The 25207-nt window shown below is 37.0% G+C and carries 22 protein-coding genes and 1 pseudogene; 14 read left to right on the forward strand and 9 right to left on the reverse strand.

Annotated features, from left to right (window positions below; translation table 11 throughout):
• Positions 1-625 precede the first annotated feature (625 nt).
• Positions 626-1264 carry a hypothetical protein gene (locus MKY94_RS04470; RefSeq protein WP_342578105.1) on the reverse strand — a complete coding sequence of 213 codons (639 nt, stop codon included), beginning with the start codon at positions 1262-1264 and terminating at the stop codon, positions 626-628.
• Positions 1254-1766 (reverse strand): sigma-70 family RNA polymerase sigma factor, encoded by a 513-nt coding sequence (locus MKY94_RS04475; RefSeq protein WP_229653935.1) that lies wholly within the window; start codon positions 1764-1766, stop codon positions 1254-1256. Before MKY94_RS04475 ends, MKY94_RS04470 begins: the two co-directional genes overlap by 11 nt.
• Positions 1767-2126: 360 nt before the next feature.
• On the opposite strand from MKY94_RS04475, the gene MKY94_RS04480 reads away from it, so the two are divergent.
• The 9 genes from MKY94_RS04480 to MKY94_RS04520 all read left to right on the forward strand — a co-directional run bounded on the left by MKY94_RS04480 (position 2127) and on the right by MKY94_RS04520 (position 10705).
• On the forward strand, positions 2127-2951 hold the full coding sequence (locus MKY94_RS04480) for a phosphate ABC transporter substrate-binding protein (protein ID WP_144537289.1): 825 nt from the start codon (positions 2127-2129) through the stop codon (positions 2949-2951).
• A 39-nt stretch (positions 2952-2990) separates the two neighbouring features.
• Positions 2991-3902, forward strand: coding sequence for a phosphate ABC transporter permease subunit PstC (gene pstC, locus MKY94_RS04485; RefSeq protein WP_144537291.1), 912 nt, complete (start codon positions 2991-2993; stop codon positions 3900-3902).
• Position 3903: 1 nt separating this feature from the next.
• Positions 3904-4728 carry a phosphate ABC transporter permease PstA gene (pstA, locus tag MKY94_RS04490; protein ID WP_144537293.1) on the forward strand — a complete coding sequence of 275 codons (825 nt, stop codon included), beginning with the start codon at positions 3904-3906 and terminating at the stop codon, positions 4726-4728.
• A 15-nt stretch (positions 4729-4743) separates the two neighbouring features.
• Entirely contained in the window at positions 4744-5553 is an 810-nt protein-coding gene (gene pstB, locus MKY94_RS04495) for a phosphate ABC transporter ATP-binding protein PstB (protein WP_151111126.1), read from the forward strand.
• A gap of 18 nt (positions 5554-5571) precedes the next feature.
• Positions 5572-6225 (forward strand): phosphate signaling complex protein PhoU, encoded by a 654-nt coding sequence (gene phoU / locus MKY94_RS04500; RefSeq protein ID WP_144537296.1) that lies wholly within the window; start codon positions 5572-5574, stop codon positions 6223-6225.
• A 513-nt stretch (positions 6226-6738) separates the two neighbouring features.
• Positions 6739-7821 (forward strand): Gfo/Idh/MocA family oxidoreductase, encoded by a 1083-nt coding sequence (locus MKY94_RS04505; protein ID WP_144537298.1) that lies wholly within the window; start codon positions 6739-6741, stop codon positions 7819-7821.
• 169 nt (positions 7822-7990) lie between these two features.
• Positions 7991-8842 carry an STAS domain-containing protein gene (locus MKY94_RS04510; protein WP_154311380.1) on the forward strand — a complete coding sequence of 284 codons (852 nt, stop codon included), beginning with the start codon at positions 7991-7993 and terminating at the stop codon, positions 8840-8842.
• 99 nt (positions 8843-8941) lie between these two features.
• The gene (locus tag MKY94_RS04515; RefSeq protein ID WP_342578106.1) at positions 8942-9391 is read left to right on the forward strand and encodes a VanZ family protein; all 450 of its coding nucleotides are present in this window, start codon (positions 8942-8944) and stop codon (positions 9389-9391) included.
• A 27-nt stretch (positions 9392-9418) separates the two neighbouring features.
• Positions 9419-10705, forward strand: coding sequence for an MFS transporter (locus tag MKY94_RS04520; protein ID WP_342578657.1), 1287 nt, complete (start codon positions 9419-9421; stop codon positions 10703-10705).
• Positions 10706-10918: 213 nt separating this feature from the next.
• Here MKY94_RS04520 and MKY94_RS04525 read toward each other — a convergent pair whose 3' ends face one another.
• Both MKY94_RS04525 and pruA read right to left on the reverse strand, forming a co-directional pair.
• Positions 10919-11557 carry an SGNH/GDSL hydrolase family protein gene (locus tag MKY94_RS04525; RefSeq protein ID WP_342578107.1) on the reverse strand — a complete coding sequence of 213 codons (639 nt, stop codon included), beginning with the start codon at positions 11555-11557 and terminating at the stop codon, positions 10919-10921.
• A gap of 345 nt (positions 11558-11902) precedes the next feature.
• Positions 11903-13447 carry an L-glutamate gamma-semialdehyde dehydrogenase gene (gene pruA, locus MKY94_RS04530; RefSeq protein ID WP_191696583.1) on the reverse strand — a complete coding sequence of 515 codons (1545 nt, stop codon included), beginning with the start codon at positions 13445-13447 and terminating at the stop codon, positions 11903-11905.
• A 234-nt stretch (positions 13448-13681) separates the two neighbouring features.
• On the opposite strand from pruA, the gene MKY94_RS04535 reads away from it, so the two are divergent.
• Entirely contained in the window at positions 13682-15013 is a 1332-nt protein-coding gene (locus tag MKY94_RS04535) for a sigma 54-interacting transcriptional regulator (protein WP_342578108.1), read from the forward strand.
• Between the two features lie 103 nt (positions 15014-15116).
• On the opposite strand, the gene MKY94_RS04540 is transcribed toward MKY94_RS04535, so the two are convergent.
• Positions 15117-16088 carry a proline dehydrogenase family protein gene (locus MKY94_RS04540; protein WP_191696581.1) on the reverse strand — a complete coding sequence of 324 codons (972 nt, stop codon included), beginning with the start codon at positions 16086-16088 and terminating at the stop codon, positions 15117-15119.
• Between the two features lie 243 nt (positions 16089-16331).
• On the opposite strand from MKY94_RS04540, the gene MKY94_RS04545 reads away from it, so the two are divergent.
• Together MKY94_RS04545 and brnQ are read left to right on the forward strand one after the other, a co-directional pair.
• Positions 16332-17312: a proline racemase family protein gene (locus MKY94_RS04545; RefSeq protein WP_191696580.1), complete on the forward strand. Its 981-nt coding sequence runs from the start codon at positions 16332-16334 to the stop codon at positions 17310-17312.
• 52 nt (positions 17313-17364) lie between these two features.
• Complete coding sequence (gene brnQ / locus MKY94_RS04550; protein ID WP_191696579.1) at positions 17365-18714, forward strand: branched-chain amino acid transport system II carrier protein; 1350 nt, start codon at positions 17365-17367, stop codon at positions 18712-18714.
• A gap of 161 nt (positions 18715-18875) precedes the next feature.
• On the opposite strand, the gene MKY94_RS04555 is transcribed toward brnQ, so the two are convergent.
• From MKY94_RS04555 to MKY94_RS04570, 4 genes and pseudogenes are all read right to left on the reverse strand, one after another.
• The gene (locus tag MKY94_RS04555; protein ID WP_318245390.1) at positions 18876-19367 is read right to left on the reverse strand and encodes a hypothetical protein; all 492 of its coding nucleotides are present in this window, start codon (positions 19365-19367) and stop codon (positions 18876-18878) included.
• A 60-nt stretch (positions 19368-19427) separates the two neighbouring features.
• Positions 19428-19637, reverse strand: a pseudogene (locus tag MKY94_RS04560) (YHYH domain-containing protein); the annotation flags it as partial.
• A 111-nt stretch (positions 19638-19748) separates the two neighbouring features.
• A complete protein-coding gene (locus MKY94_RS04565; RefSeq protein WP_342578109.1) occupies positions 19749-22262 on the reverse strand; it encodes a LuxR C-terminal-related transcriptional regulator in 2514 nt (837 codons plus the stop codon).
• Positions 22263-22389: 127 nt separating this feature from the next.
• Positions 22390-22644 (reverse strand): hypothetical protein, encoded by a 255-nt coding sequence (locus MKY94_RS04570; RefSeq protein ID WP_342578110.1) that lies wholly within the window; start codon positions 22642-22644, stop codon positions 22390-22392.
• Between the two features lie 444 nt (positions 22645-23088).
• Here MKY94_RS04570 and MKY94_RS04575 point away from each other — a divergent pair, with 444 nt between their 5' ends.
• Complete coding sequence (locus tag MKY94_RS04575) at positions 23089-23781, forward strand: ABC transporter ATP-binding protein (RefSeq protein ID WP_342578111.1); 693 nt, start codon at positions 23089-23091, stop codon at positions 23779-23781.
• On the forward strand, positions 23778-25103 hold the full coding sequence (locus MKY94_RS04580) for an ABC transporter permease (protein ID WP_144537323.1): 1326 nt from the start codon (positions 23778-23780) through the stop codon (positions 25101-25103). Before MKY94_RS04575 ends, MKY94_RS04580 begins: the two co-directional genes overlap by 4 nt.
• Positions 25104-25207: the final 104 nt, after the last annotated feature.

Consider the following 25207-nt stretch of genomic DNA (forward strand, 5'->3'; position numbering starts at 1 on the left):
ACTTAAACAACGCTTAGATCCAGTACAACAAATTATTGAATATTCAAGGACAATCAGACCTATTAGCGAAAGCAACGCAAGCAGTGTTAAAAGCGAAAGGAAGGTGAATACTACTTCATTATATCCATCAAGTTTATTAGAAAGGGTGATTCATTTGACTAAATCTTATATGTTAAATGAGTTTGAATACACGTTATCAAACTATCGAATGAAATATAATTCAAGTTTCCACGAAAACCGTAGTAAACCGTTTACAGAAGAATGGCTCGGTTACATATGTTCGATATGTGATGTTACTAAAAAGGATAGCATATCGAGAGTTCTGGGTAGAGCGCATGTAACAAGTTTGAAGAAAGTAAGTGATTTAAGAAGGAATGGCCAATTTGAAAATTATTAACGAAAGGGTTTAGACCTTTATCATATGCAATTATATGGGCAGACTGCAGACAAAAACAAAAAATTTGAAATTGTCTATAGTCTTTTTAATTTTAAAATCATTTATCCAGTAAAACACCTTTATTTCAATACTGGCGGTCCATGTATTAAATATGTTGATTTCTGATTAGAAAATTTGGAAACCCAAAAAGAGATTGGCTACCTTGCAGCAGCCAATCTCTTTTATTCGCTAATTCCCAAACGGTATTTCATTTTCATACTCTATTTTATATTCTTGGATTAGATTATTTTTTTCATCATTATTATTAATTAAAATGTCCCCATACACGGGTACTAAGGTATACCAATTTTCTTCTTGCAGATACTTTGTAACAAATAAATATAATTGTCCCTCTTTAAGTAGTGGATCATTTTCTACTAATATTAATTCTTCTTTTGTGTATCCACCTTGTTGATTCACTATTATGGTTTCTTCAAGATCACCTTTAATGTTATCTGTAACTTCTACTTCAAATTGAGTTTCGGGGATACCACCCAATGATTTAGTACCAGATTGTTTTATAACTTTTCCAATGAATACATTGTCTGCCCAACCAATAAGGCGAGGAGTGTCCGACAAATCAAAGCTACTGCTGTATTCCATTGTTTTTATTATAGGATTTTCCGGTACTGAGTCATTTGTAAAGTAACTTGAAGTAAAAATACCTATTGCTAATGAAGCTACTATCGCTGGTGCAATTATAAAAGAGCGCTTAAATTTATGTTTACCTCTTTCTGATTTCACTTTTGAAATTCCTAATTTACTTCTTTCACTAATTTCTTTTGGTATTTCTATTTTACTCATTTCTTGTTTAATTTTATTGCTCATATATATGATCTCCTTCCAAATTTTTTCGAAGTTTATTTAAGGCTCTATACAAAATAGTCTTTGTTGTACCTAAAGGAATTTCCAAAGTTTTAGATACTTCTTTTATAGTTAAATCATCATAGAACCTTAAAATAATTACACTTTTTTCGTCTTCATTTAAACATTCGATTAACTCATTTAACGTTATTTCTTCAAATATATCTTCGTTAAAATCTCCTGCTATAAAGTTTTCAAATTCGGAATTTAGAGGAAGAATATTTTTCTGTTTTCTAAGTAAATCAAGTGCACAGTTTATCGCAATTCTTATCAACCAAGTTTTAAAATATTTAGGTTCTTTTAGATTTTTTATTGATTTAAAGGACTGATATGCTGTTTCTTGAACAACATCAAGGGCATCATTTTGATTTTTCACATATACAAAAGCTACTCTGTAAATGTCATTTTCATACTTTTGAAATAATGTCAAAAATGCGTTGTCATTACCTTTTTGAGCTTTATTCACTAAATTTAAAATTTAAAACACCTCCTTATTTTCTATCAACTATTAGACGGTCTAGAACTCCATTTGGCTTTAATTTCAAGCGGAAATATAGTTTCAAACGTTATTCAGTCCCTATACATATGAACACTTATTGAAGGGCAAACTAAGAGAAACTATATCAGTGTGCTTTATATTTTATAATTCACTTGTTTAGAGTAGAAATCAATGTAAATGAGTTTACTTTAATTTTCAATAAATTCACAATATATTTAATTCATTTTTAGAAAGTTTACAATACCTTTACATTCAGTTAATAAAGGGTTAAAAAATTAACATTATGATGGAAAGTAGATAGAAGTCTATAACTCTTGGAGGTTTCCCATGTTATTTAAGAAAACGATCGTTTCTCTTGTTATTCCCTTGGCGATTCTTACTGGCTGTGGAAGTGATGATACAGAACACTCAAGTGGCGATAAGCAAACTATCTCTATATCAGGATCTACTTCGGTCGGACCTTTGGCAGAGAAGTTAGCGGTGAAATATGAAGAAACAGAATCGGTCAATATAGAGGTCAATCAGATCGGATCATCTGCGGGTATTACGAATGCAACAAACGGTGTTTCTGAAATAGGAATGAGTTCTCGTGATTTAAAGGAAGAGGAAGCTGCACAATTAGAGGAAATTATCATTGCCTATGATGGGATTGTAATTGTTACACATCCATCGAATAAGGTTCAGGATTTAACGATGGAGCAGGTGAAGCAAATCTTCACTGGTGAAGTGACGAACTGGAAGCAGCTTGGCGGAGAGGATTTAGAAATTGTGGTAGTATCGCGTGAGGATGGCTCAGGCTCCCGTGATGCCTTTCAGGAAATTGTCGGCTATTCCTCCGGTGAATTGATTCGAAATGCGATTGTCGCAAGTGGAAATGGAAATATAAAGACTACTGTGGCAACTAACAAGCACGCAGTTGGATTTATATCCTTCGAGTATATTGATGAAACGATTTACCCGATGAAGATAAACGGAGTAGAGCCGACTGCTCAAAACGTGTTAGACAACAAATACAGTCTTTCAAGACCATTTTTGTTCGTATACAAAGATGGTGATTTAACGCAAGGAGGACAGAAATTTATCGATTATATTTTAGGCTCTAATGGACAGGAAATAGTTTCCGAAGCGGGTGCTATCCCTATTCTGCAATAAACAACATATGTTGAATTTACAAAATGGGAGGAAACTTGCGTGACTACACCACCATTCGAAAAGCAAACTGAAATAGAAAAAGCAAATAAACGTAAGTATTTTTTAGAAGGTTTATCTGCAAAGGTTTTCCTTGCTTGTGCATTATTATCTGTAGTGAGTTTAGCGTTAATTGTAGGCTTTGTGTTTTATAAGGGCTCTTATCCGTTTATAGCAGAGGGCTACAGCTTTATAGATTTTATTTTCGGCACAGACTGGGTTCCGAGCGAGGATAAATTCGGTATTTTTCCAATGATCGTAGCATCTCTATTCGCTACACTTGGTGCACTAATTATTGGAGTTCCGATTGGTTTATTTACAGCCATCTTCCTAGCGGAAATTGCACCTAAGAGATTAGCCAAGCTCATTTCTCCGGCTATTCAGCTTCTTGCTGGTATTCCATCTGTTTTATACGGAGTATTCGGACTCGCGATTATCGTTCCTTTATTACAGGACAATTTTGGTCTTGCGAGAGGGCAAAGCTTACTAGCTGTTATTCTAGTGCTTGCTATTATGATGCTTCCTACTATTGTTACTGTGGCAGAGACATCGATAAGAGCGGTTCCCAAATCTTACACAGAAGGCTCTTTAGCTCTAGGGGTTTCACATATTGGGACCATTTTTAAAGTAATCGTTCCTGCTGCAAAGTCCGGGATTATGGCGGCAATCGTCCTTGGTTTAGGACGAGCTATCGGGGAGACAATGGCAGTTATATTGGTTGCTGGAAACAGTCTGATTATCCCTACAAGTCTTACAGACAGTGTTCGTCCGCTAACTACGAATATTGCATTGGAGATGGGATATGCGTTTGGTACTCATCAGGAAATGCTATTCGCAACTGGGATAGTGTTATTCTCCTTTATTCTCATCTTAAATTTCGTACTAGCTAGAATTACAGCAAGGGGAGGCAACTAATATGAACAAGGTAAAGGACAATATTCTCCGAGGTCTCTTATGGTTTTCGGCCTTTATATCTGTTGCCATTCTAGTTGTAATTGTCGGCTACATATTCTACAAAGGCTTTCGATTGATCAATTTAGAGTTTATCTTCGGTGATTACTCGCCAACTGGTGGAGGAGGCATTTGGCCTATGATCGTCACCACTGTTTATTCAATTTTAATATCGTTGGCTATCGCTACACCAATCGGGATTTTGGCTGCAGTGTACTTACATGAGTATGCGAAACAAGGTCGACTAGTGAAAATAATTCGTTATGCGACTGAGAGCTTAACAGGGATTCCTTCTATTATATATGGACTGTTCGGAGCGGTGTTTTTTGTTGCAACCTTGAAGCTGGGTATGTCTATCATCGCGGCATCTTTAACCTTAACCATTATCGTATTACCGGTTATTATTCGAACAACTGAAGAAGCGTTAAAGACAGTGCCTAATACTTATAGAGAGGGATCTTTGGCACTTGGGACAACCAAGCTGCAGACTCTTTATAAAATTATTTTACCGAGTGCAATGCCGGGAATTCTTTCGGGAATTATACTATCCATTGGGCGGATAGTGGGCGAATCGGCAGCTATTTTCTTAACAGCTGGTACAGTGGCTGCCATGCCAGAAAGTATTTTTTCTTCTGCTCGTACACTAACGGTGCATTCTTATTTAGTTACTCAGGAGACAGGAAATATTGAACTGGCGGCGGCCATTGGTATTGTGTTAATCGTGATCATCTTAATACTTAACTTATCTGCTACGTATATATCCAAGAAATTCAATAAGGCAAATCATTAAACGAAGGAGACCAACATGAAGAAATTACTTTTTAAATCTACCTCTGAGAGCTTTGGGTCAACGACTACTACTGAGCATTCGAAAATCAATGTGTATGATCTCAATTTATTTTACGGGGAGAAGCAAGCATTGTACGGTGTTTCCCTAGGTATTCAGGAAAAAGAAGTAACAGCATTGATTGGCCCTTCTGGTTGTGGGAAATCAACCTTTCTACGTACGTTAAACCGTATGAATGATTTAATCGATGGAGTTAAAATCACTGGAAAAATTGTAATTGATGAAGAGGATATATATGCAAGTCAGGATGTTATAAAGCTTCGTACGAAAGTGGGAATGGTTTTTCAAAAGCCTAACCTGTTCCCAATGAGTATATATGACAATGTTGCTTACGGTCCACGTATGCAGGGCATTAAAAACAAGAAGGCTTTAAACGAAATTGTAGAAGAAAGTCTTCGTGGCGCTGCCATCTGGGATGAGGTGAAGGACCGCCTAAAAACCTCTGCCCTTGGTCTTTCTGGTGGTCAGCAACAGCGTGTTTGTATCGCTCGTGCTATTGCAATGAAGCCAGATGTTATATTAATGGACGAACCGACTTCTGCCCTTGACCCAATCTCAACATTGAAGGTAGAAGAGCTTATCACCCAAATGAAAAAAGACTACACGATTGTCATCGTAACACACAATATGCAGCAGGCTGCCAGAATCTCCGATAAAACAGCATTCTTCTTAAATGGAGAAGTAATTGAGTACGATAAAACAGACGTTATCTTTTCAACACCGAATGATTCAAGAACAGAAGATTATATAACTGGACGTTTCGGATAACAAGATGGGAGACGGAAAATGATACGCGAAAACTTCGAAAACAATATGCAGGAGCTGGAAAATAAGCTTGCGGAAATGGTTCGAATAACTGAAGAGCAATTGGAGCAATCATACAAAGCTCTAAAAACGCAGGACATTGAGCTTGCTTTGAGAACAATAGAAAAAGACAATACGATAGATGAAATGGAAAAGGAGATAAATCAAATGGCTATTTGGTTTATCTCCAAGGAACAGCCACTTGCACGTGACTTACGCAGAATCATTGGTGTTTTGAAAATTTCGAGCGATATCGAGCGTATTGCTGATTTCGCGGTTAACATTTCAAAGGCAACTATTAAAATAGGAGAGCGACCGTCCCTATTGTATTTGACAGAACTCGAGCCGATGAAGACAGTCTCCATAGTCATGCTACAAAAATCACTAGAATCCTTTGTGAAAGAAAATATTACGCTAGCAAAGGAAGTAGCAGACCTCGATGATCAGGTCGATGCTAACAGCAAGACTAATTACCAAAATATCACACATTATTTAAGTGAACACCCAGAAGACACGAGTCAGCTCGTACAGCTCCTGTTCATCAATCGTTTCTTAGAACGTACAGCTGATCATATTACAAATATAGCAGAAAGCACTGCCTATCTGATCAAAGGGCAGATGTATGATTTTAACTGATAAATTGATCTATTGAGTAAACTCCATGTAACTTTACCTTTAAATATAAAGGAGCCTTCGAAATTAAATTTTCCGAGGCTCCTTAAAATTGAACTCATTTACATACATGATTTGAAATTCACAAATAGTACTTTGTCATTAAAATACAAATATATATCATTATGTTGAGGAAAGACGATATGGTTAACTCAGACCGGATGAGTATGGCGCATAAGCTATTAAAAACAACGTGTGAACTACGATGGTAGCCTATCACTTATCCCGTGGGAGGTGCCCAGTTGTAGCCAAAATAAACTATATTCAAGGTAAAGGACATAATTCTTTAGTTTCCTCTATATTATTCGTATGAATCAATTATATAATTGATTCATATGTAGTTGATAAAACTATAGATTGAATTATGATATAATAGTGGAGGCTTTATGTGAAGATAATCACTTAGAGTATAACTTTGAGTGTTTGGGTAGCATAAGAGCATATAGACATTGGGTATTCCAAAGGAGGAACACGAAAGTGAGTTTAAAATATGCAATTATCGGGTGTGGACGAATCTCTCCTAATCATGTTGCTGCAGCTATAGAAAATAATTTAGATATCGTGGCATTATGTGATGTAGATGAGAGCAAAATGGATGCAACAATATCCATGTTCGAGCTTCCGGAAACAGTAAAAAAATATACTGATTACAAGGAAATGCTTCAGCAGGAATCTCCTGAGCTAATCGGGATTTGTACAGAAAGTGGAAAGCATGCTCAAATCGCTTTAGATTGTATTGAACATGGAAGCAACCTAATCATTGAGAAGCCAATCGCTTTATCTTTAGAAGAAGCAGATCAAATCATTGCATTAGCTAAAGAGAAAAACGTTAAAGTAAGTGCTTGTCACCAAAACCGTTTCAATAAATCTGTTCAAAAAATGAGAGAAGCTGTAGAAGAAGGTCGCTTCGGAAGATTACTTCACGGAACTGCTCATATTCGTTGGAACCGTGGAGAAGATTATTATACACAAGCTCCATGGCGCGGAACTTGGGAGCAAGATGGCGGCGCGTTGATGAACCAATGTATACATAATATTGACTTGTTACGTTGGATGATGGGTGACGAAATCGTAGAAGTCGTTGGTATGACAGACAACTTAATGCACGGCTTCATCGAGGCAGAAGACCTTGGTATGGCTTTAGTTCGCTTTAAAAACGGAAGCTATGGAATTATTGAAGGTACTACTAATATCTTCCCTAAAAATCTTGAAGAAACGCTTTATGTTTTTGGTGAAGAAGGTACTGTTAAAATCGGTGGTAAATCCGTTAATATTATTGAAGAGTGGATGTTTGCAGATAACAAGGATAACTCCGAAGAAGTAAAAGCAAAATACTTCGAAAATCCACCATCCGTTTATGGCTTTGGTCATAACCCACTATATACTGATGTGATCGATGCGATTAAAAATGACAGAGATCCTTATGTAACAGCAGTGGACGGTAGAAACGCACTTGAGCTAGTGTTAGCAATTTATAAATCAGCTGCAGAAGGCAAAAGTGTTAAGCTTCCAATGGAAAAATGCAGCACAATGGACTTTAAAGGAAGATTTTCAAAATAATATAGAGTACTCTAGCAGCCGAATTTACATTCGGCTGCTTTTTTCATATTTCTTGCGGTGATAATATTATTCAAATAATGTAGAAAATATAGAATAAAATACCTTTTTCCTTCTGAAGGATTTATAATAGAGTTACTTACTATTAATTAGATAGAAAGAAGGGAAGCATTTGTCTTCTATTAACCAGCAACTTTATAGTTATTTAATTGAAAACTCTCAAAATATTACCAAACAGTGGTTTGAGGAAAAAAGAAAGTTTACAGATCCTTTTTACTCGAATAATCCGAACCCTCAGATAGATGTGATACTTCAAGAACAGCATGCGCTAACTATTAGAACGGTAGCTAGTGCTTTATGGGAGGGTGAAAATTCCTTTCCTGAACTTTTAGACATTTGGGCAGAAAATGTTGCGAAAAATAGAGTTGAAAATAGTATAGCCATTCATAATGTAATTGAAGCACTCAATAAAACTAGGGAGACCATTTGGAGTTTTGTAGAATCTTTTGTGAATGAAAAAACAGATAGCATTACTCATGGTGATATATTGAAATGGAGCTCTGTCTATAATATATCTTTCGATCGGTTAATTTTTGAGTTTTCTAAACGCTATTATCTTCTTTCTAATACTCGTTTTAATGCACAGCAAACGCTAATCCGAGAATTGAGCAGTCCAATTATCCCTATTTTAGAAAAGGTTGGTGTATTGCCGATCGTTGGGGATATTGATACATATCGTGCGAAGTCTCTAACTGATGAAATACCACAAAAGTGTATAGAACTTGGTATAGATAAGCTATTTATCGATATTTCCGCAGTACCGATTATAGATACGATGGTCGCAAATGAGTTGTTCAAATTTATGGAGATTTTAAGCTTACTAGGCATTCAGCCATTTGTATCAGGTATTAGCCCAGAGGTTGCTCAAACTTCTGTCCAATTAGGATTGGACTTCGGGAATATTTCTACTTATAGTTCATTAAGACAAGCTTTGCTACGTACGGGTGTTTACAAAAATATGTAATATTTATAGTGGAGCAGCTGAAGTTCACTCTTTAGCTGCTTTTATTAGGTTTCTCCTGTTTAAGATAAGGAGTAGCTAGAAAGTGCAAGGTGAGTATAAATGTCTAAAATTCTTTCTTATGTTGCGGTGATTTTATGGATGGTTTTGATTTTCTTTTTCTCCAGTCAACCAGCTGCGGATTCAAAAGAGTTAAGCTTAGGAGTCACGGAAATGTTTTTATCGATAGTGGAGATGGCAGCTCCTGATTCGGATTTGTTTATGGAGAACTCTCATCATTTTGTACGAAAGAATGCACATTTTTTTATTTATTTCCTTTTAGGAATATTGGTAGTACGTGCATTAAGGTTGAGCAAATTTTGGAACAAGAAAGATATTGGGTTAGCGTTCTTGATTTGTGGCATTTATGCGATTAGTGATGAGCTGCATCAACTGTTTGTACCTGGAAGAGGGGCACAAGTGAAGGATGTATGGATTGATAGCGCCGGTGCTTTAGTTGGTATCTTGCTATACAGCTGGCTGATAGGATTAAGGAATAAACGTAAAGCATAGTATTGTGGAAGATGGGAGTGAAGGGTCATATTAAAGGGAAATAGTTCTACAGAAATTAAGAAATACATAGATTCTCCAGAAGAAATACAGAGACTTTATAAAAGAACTCTATGGATTGTCGTTTTGTCACAGATATTCGGAGGAGCAGGGCTTGCGGCTGGAATCACAGTGGGTGCTTTGATTGCTCAGGATATGCTAGGGACGGATAGCTATGCAGGAGTGCCTACAGCGTTATTTACATTAGGGTCAGCTGGAGCAGCGTTAATCGTTGGGAGAATGTCTCAGCGTTTTGGTAGGAGGTATGGCTTGTCTTCTGGGTTTATCGTTGGTGGTATAGGAGCTATAGGGGTAGTTATCGCTTCTCTGAGTGAAAGTATTGTATTGCTGTTTGTATCACTTTTAATATATGGCGCTGGGTCTGCAACGAATTTACAGGCAAGGTATGCTGGTACGGATTTAGCTAGTGCAAAGCAACGAGGAACGGCAATTAGTGTGGCGATGGTATCTACCACTTTAGGCGCGTTTGCAGGTCCCAATTTAGTTGGGGTGATGGGTGAATTTGCTACTTCTATAGGAGTTCCATCTCTTGCAGGTCCTTTTATATTGGCAGCGGCTGCTTACATTTTAGCTGGAGCTGTTCTTTTAATTTTATTGAGACCAGATCCTTTAGTTATTTCGACTGCTATTAACAAGCATAAGGCAGATGTGAGTGCTAGTAACGATTTAGAGGAGCAAGTAGAGGATAAAAGGGGTATTTATACTGGAGCTGCGATTATGGTTATCACTCAAGTCGTGATGGTTTCCATAATGACGATGACACCTGTTCATATGAGGCATCATGGGCATGATTTAAATGCTGTCGGTTTAGTGATTGGATTTCATGTGGCGGCAATGTATTTGCCTTCACTGGTTACAGGAATGCTTGTAGATCGCTTTGGACGAATGGCAGTGGGTGTTGCTTCCGGTTTTACTTTGCTTGCAGCAGGGATTGTGGCTGCGTTTGCTCCCGGAGATTCCTTAGGGATGCTCATTTTGGCATTAGCGTTGTTAGGTTTAGGATGGAACTTTGGTTTAATTAGTAGCACCGCTTTGATAGTAGATTCTACTGTGCCTGCGACGAGAGCTAAAAGACAGGGTTCGGTGGATGTATGGGTTGCACTGGCCGGTGTCTCAGGTGGTGGATTGTCCGGTGTAATCGCTGCGCAAACTAGCTACATGATGTTGTCTTTAGTTGCTGGAATTTTGTCGTTCGTGTTAATAGTTGGTTTGTGTAAAGTTCCTAATCGGGTTTGGAGATTTTCTTGGAAAAGTTAAAGATTTTAGTTGAATGGGTTGTCTTTTTTGTCTAATACTCAGTCATTTTAGTTGTTTTACGACAATTTTGGCTTGTTTTACGACAATCGAGACCTATTTTACTACAATCAACACGAATTTTACTACAATCAACACGAATTTTACGACAATCTACAATTATTTTACGACAATCGAATATCAAGAATAAAAAGCTCCCGAATCTGGGAGCTTTTTCTATAGTCCTTCTATAAAAGGAATCATTTTAAAGGCTAGTTTCTTGTGACCAGCATCATTTAGATGAATACCATCGATCATATAACGCTCACGGTACCAAGTTAGCCATGGATATTGATTGGCTTGGTGATAAAGATTAAAGCAAGGGGTTCCGTATTTTGCAGTTACTTCTAACTCAGCTCTCACCATTGCTTCCAGCTGAGGGTTAGTGGGCTGTCCCACATCGCGTCTAAACTGGGTGAATGTAGCGATGGTTGCGTTTGGGAACATATTGATAGCTGTGCTGATAGTGTGATCTAATGCACCATAAAAGGAAGAGACGGGATCAGTATCACCTAAAGTACCTAAAACAAAGGACTTCTCCGTTTCAGCATAATCATTACCTCCTCCTAAGAAGGTGATTAAATCTGCCTCTTTATCTACCTCATCTAATCTTAGGTAGAATGCCTCGTAACCAGCCTTCCAAGTATTGAACCACCCAGATCCACTTTTTCCCAAGTTTTGTACTTTTAACCCAAGATTTTCAGAGATGTAGCCGGAATATTTTATTTCACCGGCCCAATTGAGCTCCGTGTTACTGTCACCAACGACTGTCCAATTTTTATTGTTCCATCTGCTTGTGTACGAGTTTAGCTGCAACTACGTATACCTCCCATCACTATTTATTACAAGCCGTTACACCTTATTATTTACCTTTAATTATACAATTGTTCTCGGTAATTTCTTTATTAAATTGAAAGTAGAAGTAGGGTTCTAAAATTCACATATAGGAGATATTCTTCACCTCGGTTATTAGTTAAATGCAGTGTAGAAATATAACAAGAGTATTGCAGGTGCCAGGCACCTGCAATACTCTTGTTATAAAATGGATTATATATTGTATGTGTGGTAATTCTGTTATAATAAAGTGAGTTTTTGTGTATTTAAAAGGCCTGCAAGGTTGCAGGCCATAAAAAGAGTTTCTTCCTATTAAATATAGAAGTATTATAGAGCTTCGGAGGTAGTTTTTGCTTGCACATGAAGCTGTAAGTAGTCGGGACCACCGGCTTTAGAGTCTGTTCCAGACATATTAAAGCCTCCGAAAGGTTGGTAGCCTACGATAGCACCTGTACAACCGCGATTGAAGTATAGGTTTCCTACATGGAAGCGTTGGCGTGCATATTCAATGTTCGTTCGATTAGTAGAGATAACTGCACCGGTTAGACCGTAGTCTGTAGCGTTAGCAATCTTTATTGCTTCTTCGAAGTTAGCTGCTTTCGTAATGGCAACAACTGGTCCGAAGATTTCTTCCTTCATGATTCGTGCATCAACCGAAACGTCTGCAAATACTGTTGGATGTACGAAGTACCCTTCTGATTGGTCAGCGGTACCACCAGCAATTAGGCGTCCTTCTTGCTTTCCGATTTCAATATAGTCTGTAATTTTGTTAAAGGCAGCCTGGTCAATAACTGGGCCTGTATAGTTTGTTGGATCCAGTGGACTTCCAACATGTAACGCCTTTGTTTTTTCTTCGACTCGTTTCACGATTTCGTCGTATACATCTTCGACTATAACTGCTCGAGAACAAGCGGAGCATTTTTGACCACTAAAACCAAAAGCTGATTTGACGATAGAGTCTGCTGCTAATTCTAGATCTGCTTCCTTGTCTACTACAATGGTATCTTTTCCGCCCATTTCAGCAATGACGCGCTTAATCCAAATTTGACCTTCATTTACAACAGATGCTCGTTGGTTGATACGAAGACCCACGTCACGTGATCCAGTGAAGCTAATAAAGCGAGTAAGTGGGTGATCGACTAGATAATCCCCGACCTCTGCACCAGATCCTGGAATGAAGTTCACTACACCTGCAGGAAGTCCTGCCTCTTCTAACACTTCTACAAATTTGTACGCAATAACAGGGGTAGTAGAGGCAGGTTTTAATAGAACTGTGTTACCAGTTACAACAGCTGCCACTGTAGTGCCAGCCATAATGGCAAATGGGAAATTCCAAGGGGAGATAATAACGCCCACACCTAACGGAATATAATCATAGCGATTTCTTTCACCGGGACGGCTTTCTACTGGTTGTCCGTCCTTGATAGTTAACATCTGACGTCCATAATATTCTAAAAAGTCGATTGCTTCAGCAGTATCAGCATCTGCTTCATTCCATGGTTTTCCGGCTTCATAGGTTAACCAAGCAGAAAATTCATGCTTGCGACGACGAATGATTGCTGCAGCTTTGAATAAAATATTTGCACGAACCTCTGCAGATATGTATTGCCACTCCTGAAAAGTTGAGTAAGCAGACGTCATTGCTTTTTCAGCTAATTCTTGAGTTGCCTTTGAAACAGATCCGATTAGCTCAGATTTCTTGGCTGGATTATATGAATTTATCTTTTGTTCGGTAGTTATTCTTTCACCATTTATAACTAAAGGATAATGATTTCCTAATTGATTTTTCACAAGCTCTAGAGCTGCTTTATATGCTTCAGTGTTTGTATTAACTGTAAAATCTGTGAATGGTTCATGTTTATAAGAAATCAATTTTTATCCTCCTAAGTGAAAAGGTGCAAACTCATTTTGCACTTTTGCGAAAAGTATATATATAATAATGCAATAACATTTGGCATAATTCAACTATTAAATTTAGAAAACTTTAATAAATTTAGAACAGTTGTAGTTTTTGGTCACTTAAATACTATACTTTGTTTATATACTGTCTAATTTTCATACATATTTGCTTTATCCATATCTATGAGTAAAGGAGCTGTGAATCCAGTGGAGCATAAACACCTACTCCAAATATATGAATTTATCACAGAAATGAGTGATAACGGAATTCGTGCAATCGATATACAAGGCAGACCTGTTGTCTACAATCAAAAAATGAAAGAGCTGGAGGGACTAACTAACGAAGAAGCGGAGAAGCGTATCGCCAAAGAGATTATTCAGTTTGGAATGGAAGAGAGCATTCTACAACAAGTTCTTCAAAGTGGACAGTCCATCAAAAATCAGAAGAAGACCTTTTGGAATGAAAAGGGACAAGAAATCACTACCATTCGTAATATCTTACCGATAGAGAATGATGGTCATATTTTAGGAGTAGTAGAGTTTGCGAGGGATATTTCAGCACAAGAATTTATGATGTATCAGCCGCTTCGTAGATATGGACAGCCACTCATGTTTGAAACGATTACTGCAGTTTCGGAGGTAATGAGAAATGTTATTTCAACAGCAAAGGTGGCGGCAGCTAATCGAATCCCTGTTATGCTAATCGGTGAATCGGGTACAGGGAAAGATATGATTGCTGAAGGAATCCATCATGCATTATCTGAACCAAACTCCCAGTTCATTACGCTGATTTGTAGAAGAGATGAGGCAACTGTCATAGCTCAGCTTGAAAAGTATGTAACTGAGCTATCTAATATTACTTTTTTTGCCGAGCGAATTGAATATTTATCAATGGATGCTCAAGAAAAAATCGTGAAGATGCTTAAACAACATGAGAAAAAGAATCATGTTTTTATTGCGAGTATTGGTGACGATCCAATTGAACTTATCAGTACTGGTAAGCTTTCTAAGAGGTTATATTATTTCTTTTCTACCATCACGATACAGATTCCATCACTTCGTGAACGAAAGGAGGATATTATGCCCTTTGTGGTCGATTACCTTTCTAGACTTCGGCAAAATGTTGGTTGTATTGTGAAGGGACTTGAAGCAGACGTTGAACAAATCTTTTTATCTTACGACTGGCCTGGAAATCTAAAGGAGCTGGAGGTACTACTCGACGAGATTGCCTCCCTCATATCTACAGAAGAATATATAACGAAGGATATGTTACCGATTTATTTTCGTTGGAAGACACAGGAGATTAATCCGAAAGACCAGCATACAGATACCGATTTATTTATCGTTCAATCGGAAAAGGATCTCCGACCACTCGACCAATATATTCGAGAAGTTGAAGATTATTATATTTTAAATGCGTTGAGTTTCTTCAAGGGCAATGTCTCTCAGACTGCTAAAGCGCTAGGGATAAAGCGTCAAAGTTTGCAATATCGCATGAAGAGGATGAAAGCAGTGGAAGAAAAAGAATATAGTGAATAAAAAACTGGACCACCTGTAAAGAGGAGGTCCAGTTTTTTTAGGATAAGAGAATATAGCTATACCCATCTGATTGCAGATGCAGAAATAGATGCTTGTACTTCTCTTATTTGCGTTTTGTTAAACGTCCAGCTAGGAATGCAGCAGCAGCTAATCCAATAACTGTGTTTGTTTTTTTAGTGAAGACCTGCTTGGTCACAAGGGTTAAATTTTGTGGGCGTTCAGCTAGACGGCGCATGAAGTATCCATACCAATCACGACCAAAAGGAACATAAGTACAGAAATTATATCCTTCTTTTGCTAGCTGTAGCTGCATGTCCTTACGGAAGCCGTATAGCATCTGGAACTCAAATTTATCATTAGGAATGTTATTAACTTTTACAAATTGCTTTACATGATCAATAACGTTATGGTCATGTGTTGCGATAGATGTAAATTTGCCATTTAGTAAATGATACTCAATCAATTCAATAAACTTCTGGTCAATTTCCGCTTTGTCCTGATATGCGATGTTAGCAGGCTCTTTATAAGCGCCTTTAACAATTCTTAAACGATAGTTTTTATATTTTTCAATATTTTCATCGGACTCATGGAAGTATGCTTGAATTACAGTTCCCACGTTTTTATGCTCTTCGTTCAACTCCTCCATCAATTCAAAAGAAGGATGTAAACGGTCATAGTTTTCCATATCGAAGTTAACAAAAATATTGTATTCGTCAGCAAGAGCGACAATTTCTTTTAAATTTTGATAGCAGAAATCACGCTCAATATCTAAGCCCAGTTGAGAAGGCTTTAGAGAGATATGCGCATCCACTCCGTTTTCGTGAATTGCTTTAATCACTTCGAGAATTTGCTCCTTAGCCGCAGTAGCCTCAGACTTTTCATATACGAACTCGCCTAGGTTATCAACCGTGCAAGAGATTCCTTGTTTGTTTAACTCTTTAATACTTGCGATTGTTTCTTGAATGTTAGTTCCCGCAACAACGCTTTGGGCTCCCATTTTTAAACCATATTTTTGAGCTGCACTATTTAGTGTGCGGTTTTCTGATAAAGCGATAAAAAAGTCACGTAATGCCATCTAAAACCTCTCCCTTATTTTGGTGAAATAATTTCCAAAGCATTATATCACAGAAATTAAAAAAACAATAAATTTCTCTTATTTATTTTTAGAATATTTGTTGATTAAACCGCTAACCCACAGGCTTTGTTATATATAAATAATTATTTTATAAGAAATATATGAATTCATTATACTTTTCAAAAGATATAAAATAATATATGTTTTTAATTATGTAAAAAATTTTTGTGAAGGAGGAATAGTATGGAACAGTATGTTTTAAGCATTGAAACAATCGATACACATACTATGGGAGAAGCTACACGTATAGTTATCAACGGTTTTCCAAAGATTATTGGGAAAACGATGATGGAAAAAAAGGAATATGTTAAGAAAAACTATGACCATATTCGCAAGTTGTTGATGAATGAGCCAAGGGGACATAAGGATATGTTTGGTTCCATTTTGACAGATCCTACAAACAAGAAATGTGATATTGGAATAATTTTTATGGATAGTGGATCATACTTAAATATGTGCGGTCATGGGACTATTGGCACTGTAACGATGTGCTTGACTAAAGGTATTATTCCCAAAAAAGAACTTGTTTATGTGGATACTCCATCAGGAATAATAGAATGCAGAGTGAGCTTCAATGGAGAACGAGTGGAAAGCGTAGAATTTACGAATGTGCCTGCATTTATCCTACATAAAGGCTTGTCCATAGACTTAAAAGAAATTGGAAATGTTTCAGTGGACATAGCATTCGGAGGAAGTTTTTTTGGAATAATAAATTCCTCTGATTTAGGGGTCAAAATTGATTTGTCTGATAAACATAGAATAATAGAGCTGGCTACAGAGGCTAGAGATTATATTAATAAAAATATAAACATTGAGCACCCGACTATTCCCAATATCCGAACAGTGGATCTAATCGAAATTACTGACAAGATTAGTGACAACCACTATAAAAACGTAGTTGTTTTTGGAGATGGACAAATCGACCGTTCTCCTTGTGGAACGGGAACCTGTGCAAAAATGGCAGCATTGAATTTAGAGACTGGTGCATCTATTATTCAAGAAAGTATTATAGGTTCTACATTTGAAGGAAAAGTTTTAGGGAAAACAAAGGTTGCAGAAATGGAAGCTATTATTCCAGCAATTAAGGGGTCTGCTTGGATCACTGGCGAGCACAAATTTATCCTACAAGACGCAGATATTTATGCGGAAGGTTTCGCTATATAATTATATTAAAATATCTTTTGTTTAAAAGTTTTTAAAAAAAGGGAGAAAATAAATGGAAAAAAAATTATCGTTTTTTCAAATTGTAGCCATTGGGTTTATGTTATTCGCCATGTTCTTGGGAGCTGGTAATGTAATTTTTGCTCCAGTTCTAGGGCAACAAGCAGGTACAAATACGCCGATTGCTATGGCAGGTTTCTTGGTAACAGGGGTAGGGTTAGTTTTGTTGGCAATTATTGCACTTACAAAGGGTGGAGGCACTGTAGAAAAACTTGCAAGTCGTGTCTCTCCTAAATTTGCTATTGTTTTCTCGGTGTTATTATTCCTAACTTTAGGGCCAATATACGTTATTCCAAGAACTACGTCAGTTGTCTATGAGATTGCTATAAAACAGCTGATCGCCGACAGTAGTCAAATTGGTTTGTTTTTACTTATCTTTTCTATTATTTTTATCGCTTTAACGGTTTACCTATCATGGGAAACTACTAAATTTGTTGATAGATTAGGGAAGTTGATCACACCTGTTTTTGCAACTCTTTTAGTGATCATTGTTGCAAAATCTATTTTTACTCCAATGGGTTCTGTATACGGACCGATAGAAGGAAAGGGCTACGAAACTGCTAGCGATGCATTTCTGAAGGGTTTTACTCAAGGTTACTTTACTATGGATGTGCTAGCTGCATTTGTGTTTGGTGGAATTTTCATTAAATCGATTGATGCTTTGGGAATTCGTTCAAAAAAAGAAGTATCCAAAGTATTCATTAAGGCAGGCCTCATCACTGTGGTGGGACTAGTTCTTCTGCAGGTGTCTATGTCATGGATAGGTGCAACTAGTGTGGATGCTGTTGGTTATACAACAAATGGTGGAGAACTGATTGCGCTTGCTTCTAAGGCGTTATTTGGACAAATCGGTATTTATTTAATTGGAATAGTTATTTTCTTAACAGGTATTACAACAAATGTAGCATGTTTAGCTGCTGTTGCAGAATACTTCGAACGCATTATTCCGAAAGTTTCCTATAAAAAATGGTTAATAATCTTCTCACTTGGAAGCTTGATCATCACAAACTTTGGATTAACAAAAATATTAACAATGGCTTCTCCAATATTAATGTTACTCTATCCAATTGCCATTGCGTTAATAATACTTATTTTTACAGATAGCTGGTTCAAGGGATCACGTTCGGTTTATGTAGGTACTATTATCGGAGTTGGTATGGTAGCAATTACAGATGCGCTTAAAGAAGCAAACATTGCTGTGGAAGCGCTTAATAACGTATTTGGTTTTATTCCTTTATTTACAAGTGGAGCTGGCTGGATCGTGACAGGACTTATCGGTGCGGTGATCGGTTACTTCTTTAAAAAGGAAAAGCAAGAAGAGACAGGGGAATTGCAGGAAGTATAGAAATTTTGACATAACGTTTGATCTTGGTGGCTATGAGATTGGATTGCAAATCGACATAGAGCGAATAACGGAAAAAAGACTTTAACGATATATTAAATGATTTTAAAAATGTCCCTGTAAGATTTAATCTTCGCAGGGACATTTTTTTGTTAAAAACGATGCTAGTTAGTTATATTAAACTTTTTAAGCATTGCTTCGCGTGTACTTTTCCCATAAACGCGATAAATCATTGTATTAGTTTTTTGTGTTTGCTTTTGAAATGCTACATATGCTTGTTTTGTTTTCTCACCGTTTGAATCAAGTTTATTGAGTGATTGATAATCTTGAAATTGATTTAACAGTTTTTCTCCCGAGTTAATAGCATCGATATATGCCTGAGTTCTTAGGTAAATCTCTGTTACTTTCTTCAGTCTCTCTTCTAAATCATTATATAAAGTAACGTTTGAATTAGCTCTTGCAGCCGTGATAGCTTTTTTAGTATTGTTGTAAAGCTTCATATCAATTTGACTAATTGGGTTATTAGAATATTTTGTTGCTCTATAATCGTAAGAAGTTTCCCATTTAAGTGACCCAGCGTAGCTTTCTGCTTGTTTTATTAGTGCCTCAGCTTCTGTGTAAGGATCGATGGATACTATATTCTTTTGGCTATTCACAGTATTACTTGTGTTGCTTTTAGTAGTCTTGTTAGTCGCTGGCTTCTTGGACGTGCCGCCATTATGATAATGATACTCACCATAATTTAACCCCCATTTTCCACAATTTGTCCGACAAGTGTGTCCACCGTTTGAATCTGTACGCCCTGGGTGTGCCATAGCAGGTGTGGTCAGCCCTACTAATAATAAAGTGAAGGTTAATAATGATACAACTAGCTTTTTCATAGTTTCTCTCTCCTTTTTATGTAAAACAAGTGTTAATTTTACCATAAAAAATACAAAAAGAAATATAAAAAAGTAAATTAAAGGTAAAAATAGAGACAAAAGAGGTGAGTGATATTTGCTATAGAAAAATTTGCATTGCGTGACAAATATAAATAGTTACTTCAGTAATATCGCCTTTGCTCTAGAAGTGACACCAAGCTTACTGTAAATAGTTGTCAAGTATACACGAACGGTTCCTTCTGTTAGAAAAAGCTTTTTTGCAATTTCGCGATTGGTTGTACCATCTACAAGCAGATTAAAAACTTCCATTTCTCGTGGTGTGAGTGTATCTAATACATTGTCCGCTACCCTTGAATTTTCTATTAGAAGTTCTACGTAGCTCAACGGCACTGAATTCCAAGATATTTTTTTATTCTTTTGGCGTATTTTTAAATAAGCTTTTAACAGATTTAAACAGGCTTCTTCATCCACGAAAGTTCGGACATATCCATAATTTGAGCCATGGCTTAATGCTTCATGCAATGCTTTTACAGCACTGTCTTTATGCCCCATCTCCATTTCACATATTGCCTCTAACATAGTAGCTTCTATAATAGTAGATACTTGCTCTTCCTGTAATGCTTTCGTTTTTACCTGGATTATTGTCTTTAGAGCTTCTTCTAACTTTGCTTTTGCTAATAAAAAGCGAACATGCGCGAGTAACCAAAAAGGTTGTTTCGACTCCGCTTTTCTCAACTCGACTTCCGTGCGTAACATATCTCCTTCAAGTAGATAACATCGTGCTTTCATCGTGCGCAATATATTCCACCAATGCTTCTCACTTACCAAATCCATCACATTATCTAATAATGCATGAGCTGCTATAAAGTTTTTATTTAGGACGTAAATCTGTGCTTTTAATACATACATAGGTATAAATAATCCTGGATCTTGTAAGCTATGTCCATATTTTATAGCCACTTCTAATTCGGATTGAGCTGCATCTATATAGTTTTTTTCATACATTGTTTCTGCGGAAACCCCGTAGCTAAAAGCGGTCATACTTTTATCTTTGAATTCTGTTTCTCGAAATAACTTGGCGAATGGAATGGATTTCTCCCAAGACCAAAATTTACCTTTAGATCCAATGCTCGTGCGCAAAATCTTATGTTCAAATAAGTTATATTGCATTGGAATATGGTCCCATCTAGAACCAACAATTCCTTTTTCTAATTGTTTTTGAATTATTTCTGTCGCTTGTTCAATATCCTTACCCATTCCAATAAGACCATACGCCTTCACTGTAACAAAAATATCTGCAATTCCTCTATTTTTCTCTTGGTCCATCCATTGGCCTATACGTTGTTTTTCATCCAACTCATAAATAAGTAGACCAGCCTCTACTATTTCAAATGTAGATATTAATGTGATTATATACATAACGAGTATTTCAAAATTAGCATCGTAATGATTACTACGTAAAATTTTTACCCACCTTGCAAAGGTAGCGGTTTGGCCGGTCTGAAATATATCTACAAGATGTTCTATTATCCACGATTCAGCAAGTTCATATTCACTTTCATTTAAAGCTATTTCAATCGCAGCTATAAAATCCCCTTTGTTATGCAGAAGTGTTGCAGCCCCCAGATTTATCGACGAAACGATTTCCTTAGAATAACGATGTCTTAGTTCAATTTGTAAAGCTTCGGCAAATAAATGATGATATCGAAATAATGGTTGGTTAGAATTTAATCGGACAGTAAATATGCCCTTTTTTTCAAGCTCTATTAGCACTGTATAACTATCCGTTCGATTCGTTAGGATATTACAAATTTCTGGCTCTAATGATTGTAACAAAGAGGTACGAAGAAGAAAGTCCTGTATTGATGAAGGGAGCGTATTCAGAATCTCCTGCAATAAAAAATCAGTTATAGAGGGCTGCAAATGATCAGTTCTATCAACTATTAAAGCATTTTTTGAGGATGCGATCTTCGAAATACTTGTTAATTGGATTCCGGCCGCCCAGCCTTCTGTTGTATTTAACACATGAGAAAGTAATTTATCTTCCTTGTAAAAGAGGTTTTTATTTTCATAAAACTGTTTTAATTCTTCGAAGGTAAAACATAGCTGCTGCGTATCGATCTCCCAAAGACAAGATTTAACGCGCCATTTGGCGATAGGAAGGGGTAGATTAATGCGAGTAGTTAGATAAATGTGAACGTTGTCAGGTAAGTTTTCAATTAATTGAACGAGCATTTGATGAATAACATCATTTTCAATTAAATGATAGTCTTCCAATACGATACATATTCTGTGTTTGAATTGACTCATTTCGTATAAAAATGAGTCAATTAAAAATTCTAAAGTAGAAGGATCCTGGGATTGGAGCAAAGAGGAAAGAGTATTATACATATTGCTTTGAGTGATATTAGATGTTGTATGAATGACATATTTCCAAAATCGAATTGGATCATTATCCGAGGTATTTAAGGAAATCCATGCAACAGGTTCGGTTGAATAACTAAACCATTGGCTTAATAAAGTTGTTTTACCATAGCCTGCTGGAGCTTGAACAACGGTGATTTTTTTTGCTTGATTGTTGCGAAGTAATTCATATAACCGTTCTCTTTCAACAGCTTCAGCCATAGCTCTAGGCACCGTTGTTTTAGAACTCAACCAAACCATTTGCATTCTCTTACCTCCATGAAATTATTTTTTTGCAAAACATAAGGATAAATCACTAGTTCGTATAGCTATTATACTATTAAGGTATGTCTTTTTCTTCTAAAAATTCAAAAATATTAACATTCTTCCATGTTTAAATGATTTCGACTATTTTAGAGTCTAACGGTATTTGTTTATGGCAGAGCATCAACAGATGAGCAAAAAATTTTAAAGAGAGGGGAGAAATATTGAATAAACTCTGGCCATCCATTAAAGACAACCACGTTAATAAGTAACCGAAGCGTGTTAATGCAAGTAAGTAGAAAAAATGGTACATATCAGGAAGGATTTTTTTAAAGAGGAATGTATTTAAAACGACAACAGCAGCAGCTTTATTGGCAAGTTCCATAATGGCATTTTCCCCGACTGCCTTTGGAAAACTATTTCTGTGGATCAATCTATACGAATGTGAAAAATTATATGAACATGGCAGTGAGCCAATATGTTTTTCGAGCACTTGAAGTTAAATTATCTCCAAGCGATACATTTCTTTCTGAAAAAAAAAATACACCCTAAGCTGTGGCTATAATTAAAAAGAGGTTATGCAAATTTATATGTTTGCATAACCTCTTTATTTTTTACCTACAGAGTGAAAACAATATTATTTATTCTTATTGTTTATATCCATATAAATTAGACTGAGGGTTTAGGGAGAGATAAAACCTAAAGAAAGCTGCTCTTGAACAGTCAAAATCTCATATACACTTTTTTTATTATGGGAGTATAGAGTCATTTTCTCCATTAAATAAAGGATTTCAACTAGGTTTGTCGAATCTTGGGAGGGGGATTGAGGATGCTTATGGGTGTAAGAAATGAGGGATGCAAGATGATTGAACTACGTGATGTGCAAAAGAAATATCGATCAGGAACTAAGCAGTTGGAAATATTGCGTGGGATGAATCTCCGAGTAGAGCAAGGAGAATATGTAGCTATTATGGGGAAGTCGGGCTCAGGCAAGAGTACAATGCTCAATCTATTAGGGACATTGGATTTATTAGATAAAGGAATATATGAACTAGCTGGAAAATCTGTACATAAAATGGGAAAGGCTCGTCGTGCAAGACTTAGAAACGAGGAGATTGGATTTGTGTTTCAGCATTTTCAGCTCATCCCAAACTTGTCAGTTTATCAAAATGTGTTACTTCCCTTAACATATGGGAAGAAAAGATTTAAAAGGAAGAAAGCAAGAGTTCTTGCAATGCTAGAAGAAATGGGCATCCTGGATAAGAAAAACCAAAAGCCTGACCAATTATCTGGTGGTGAAAAGCAACGGGTTGCTATTGCAAGGGCTTTGGTCAATGAACCATCGCTTATACTTGCAGATGAGCCGACAGGGAGCTTAGATGAAGAAACCACCGAAAGCATTTTAAATCTGTTTGACCGTGTGCATGAAAAAGGAGCGACTCTTATTGTTATTACACATGACATGGAAGTGGCTTCTCGTGCTCAACGTGTTTTACAGCTGCAGAACGGGGTGCTCGTATGAAACTACTTACTTCGTTTAAACTAGCCTGCTTTGGTTTATGGTCTAATCGCTTTCGAGTATTGTCGGCCATGATGGGCGTGGTCATTGGTATGTTTGCTGTTATTGTTTTAACTGCGATTGCCATCGGGGTCAAAGATACATTGATGAAGCAGATGGGTAGTCTTGGGGCAGAGCAGATTCTCGTAATGCCAGGACGGCTTCTAGACACCACAACTGGTGAGAAGGATTTACTTAGCGGATTGACTAGCGTGCCTAGCACACTTACATATGAGGATGCCGAAGCGGTGGCAGAGGCCGAAGAAGTTAAAACTGTTACTCCTATTTTAGAAACTATTAATGTGGTGAAGTATGGAGAAAAAAGTGCTCAGTCTTCAATGGTCGGGACAACTGATCAATTCTTGCGCGTTCAGCATGCAGAGCTGTCGGAAGGTCGTTTCTTTACACAAGAGGAGCAGGATGCAAAGGCAAGGGTAATCGTGCTGGGTAACAACATACATAAGACTCTTCTTGATAAGGAAGTGTCTACCACGGAAGGAGAGTCTCCGGAGGATACCAAAGTGGAGCCAGAGCCCTGGTGGAAGCGAATAATGAACAAGATTCTAGGAGAGAGCGCCTCTGCAGAGGAACTTTCTACGTTGGTTGGTCAAACCATCACGATAAATGAAGAAACGTATGAGGTCATAGGTGTATTGGCGCCAAACGCCACTCTTGGCTCTAGTACTGACAATAATGTCGTTATTCCTATTCAAACTGCTCTTGAAACTACCGATATGAAAAATTTAACCAAAATCATTGTAGAAGCATCTAGTGTGGGAGCGGTTGATCGAGTGGATAGTGCGGTGTTTGGTGCAATTAAGACCAATCATTCAGAAATAGACTTCAGCGTCGTAAAGCAGGAGCAAATGCTTGGAGCATTAGGGAAGGTAACTACTATTTTACAGGTTATGCTGTTTGGTATCACTGCAACTGCATTGGTAATTAGTGGGACTGGTATTATGAATGTAATGGTCATGTCTGTTAGAGAAAGAACAAAGGAAATCGGTATTAGAAAGGCGCTCGGTGCAACTACCTTTGAAATTTTGATGCAGTTCTTCTTTGAGACCTTGTTGCTTTGTATCTTAGGAGGAGCGGTAGGGATCGGCCTCGGCTATGTGTTCATAGAATTCTGGAACAATAACGTGGAGATTTTCGCATTGGTGTTACCGCTTTGGGCAGTAAAACTTGCACTGTATACTTCTTTTGGAATTGGAAGCTTGTTTGGAATTTATCCTGCCTTAAAAGCTGCACGTATGAATCCTAGTGAGGCTTTGAGATATGAATAATCTTAAGTAATATTTAAGCAGTCGAGTTTTTTCTCGGCTGCTTTTTATCATTTTTTAATTTTAAAGGATTTAAAAGCAAATATAGGGAAATAAATAAGGTATAG

Source organism: Psychrobacillus sp. FSL K6-2843, from assembly GCF_038626375.1.
GTDB lineage: Bacteria > Bacillota > Bacilli > Bacillales_A > Planococcaceae > Psychrobacillus > Psychrobacillus faecigallinarum.

What these genes read in the sequence shown, in the direction of transcription:
- MKY94_RS04540 (WP_191696581.1), bottom strand. Translation starts at nt 16,088, where the DNA reads ATGGCATTACGTGACTTTTTTATCGCTTTATCAGAAAACCGCACACTA.
- MKY94_RS04545 (WP_191696580.1), top strand. Translation starts at nt 16,332, where the DNA reads ATGGAACAGTATGTTTTAAGCATTGAAACAATCGATACACATACTATG.
- MKY94_RS04575 (WP_342578111.1), top strand. Translation starts at nt 23,089, where the DNA reads ATGCTTATGGGTGTAAGAAATGAGGGATGCAAGATGATTGAACTACGT.
- MKY94_RS04565 (WP_342578109.1), bottom strand. Translation starts at nt 22,262, where the DNA reads ATGCAAATGGTTTGGTTGAGTTCTAAAACAACGGTGCCTAGAGCTATG.
- brnQ (WP_191696579.1), top strand. Translation starts at nt 17,365, where the DNA reads ATGGAAAAAAAATTATCGTTTTTTCAAATTGTAGCCATTGGGTTTATG.
- pstB (WP_151111126.1), top strand. Translation starts at nt 4,744, where the DNA reads ATGAAGAAATTACTTTTTAAATCTACCTCTGAGAGCTTTGGGTCAACG.
- phoU (WP_144537296.1), top strand. Translation starts at nt 5,572, where the DNA reads ATGATACGCGAAAACTTCGAAAACAATATGCAGGAGCTGGAAAATAAG.
- MKY94_RS04470 (WP_342578105.1), bottom strand. Translation starts at nt 1,264, where the DNA reads ATGAGCAATAAAATTAAACAAGAAATGAGTAAAATAGAAATACCAAAA.
- MKY94_RS04515 (WP_342578106.1), top strand. Translation starts at nt 8,942, where the DNA reads ATGTCTAAAATTCTTTCTTATGTTGCGGTGATTTTATGGATGGTTTTG.
- pstA (WP_144537293.1), top strand. Translation starts at nt 3,904, where the DNA reads ATGAACAAGGTAAAGGACAATATTCTCCGAGGTCTCTTATGGTTTTCG.
- MKY94_RS04480 (WP_144537289.1), top strand. Translation starts at nt 2,127, where the DNA reads ATGTTATTTAAGAAAACGATCGTTTCTCTTGTTATTCCCTTGGCGATT.
- MKY94_RS04570 (WP_342578110.1), bottom strand. Translation starts at nt 22,644, where the DNA reads ATGGAACTTGCCAATAAAGCTGCTGCTGTTGTCGTTTTAAATACATTC.
- MKY94_RS04580 (WP_144537323.1), top strand. Translation starts at nt 23,778, where the DNA reads ATGAAACTACTTACTTCGTTTAAACTAGCCTGCTTTGGTTTATGGTCT.